The organism is Stenotrophomonas sp. AGC87, assembly GCF_057333975.1.
On the sequence record NZ_JBHFHW010000030.1, the window covers coordinates 124,263 to 125,211 of the forward strand.

The window sequence follows — 949 nt, forward strand, 5'->3', positions numbered from 1 at the left end:
GGTGCCGGCCCGCGGCCGGCACTACCCGGTGCGTTACGGCGCAACCCGGCTGAACGGATGCCGGATGCGCGCGATGTGCATCATCCGCGCCACACGCGCGCGCTGCTAGATTCGGCGCGTTACCCCTTCAGTACGAGCGGACCCGCATGAAGAAGCTTTCCCTGGCATTCGCACTGGCCGGCATCTCGGCCGTCCCGGCCGCGCAGGCCGCCGGCAACATTGATTGCGAGCTGCACTACAACCTGGCCGGCTGGTCGGTGCTGTACAAGACCGCCTCGGGCACCGGCACCATCCAGTGCGACAACGGCACCCGCATCCCGGTCAAGATCACCGCCAAGGGCGGCGGCCTCACCGTGGGCAAGTCGAAGATCGTCGACGGCAAGGGCAAGTTCTCCGGTGCCTATTCGGTCAGCGACCTGATCGGTTCGTACGCGGCTGTCGAAGCGCACGCCGGCGCGGACAAATCCAGCAATGCGCAGGTGATGACCAAGGGCGATGTCTCGCTGGCCCTGGCCGGAACCGGTAAGGGCTGGGATCTGGGCGTGGGCGTGGGGCGGTTCACCATCGAGCGCCGTTGAGGCGTAGAGCCACGCCATGCGTGGCTGCACCACCGTCTTCGGCATGACACGCAGCCACCCCAGGAAGCGCAGCCACCCATGGGGTGGCTCTACCACGACCGGGTTGATCGCGGCCCGCGTGGAACCAAACAAAAAACCCCGGCCGAAGCCGGGGTTTTTTTACGTCACTGATCAGCCGCCGCGCGGGCCGCCACCACGGTGACCGCCGCCGCCTGGACCACGGCTGCCACCCGGGCGACCGCCCGGACCGCCGGGACCACGACCGCCGGGACCACCCGGACCACCCGGACCACGGTTGCCGCCCGGACCACCCGGACCGCGGTTGCCACCGGGACCGCCGGGGCCGCGCGCGCTGGCGCCACCCGGGCCCC

Annotated in this window: 2 protein-coding genes; one reads left to right on the forward strand and one right to left on the reverse strand. The window is 70.1% G+C overall.

The features are described 5' to 3' along the window. Nucleotides 1-146 precede the first annotated feature (146 nt). Nucleotides 147-578, forward strand: a complete 432-nt coding sequence (locus ACE026_RS12360) for a hypothetical protein (protein ID WP_486039227.1) — start codon at nucleotides 147-149, stop codon at nucleotides 576-578. 164 nt (nucleotides 579-742) lie between these two features. Here the strand turns inward: ACE026_RS12360 and ACE026_RS12365 are convergent. Further along, nucleotides 743-949: hypothetical protein (locus tag ACE026_RS12365; protein ID WP_486039228.1), on the reverse strand; the 207-nt coding region annotated here is incomplete at its 5' end.

Excerpts from the sequence above, each read along its gene's own strand:
- ACE026_RS12360 (WP_486039227.1), top strand. The coding sequence starts at position 147 with ATGAAGAAGCTTTCCCTGGCATTCGCACTGGCCGGCATCTCGGCCGTC.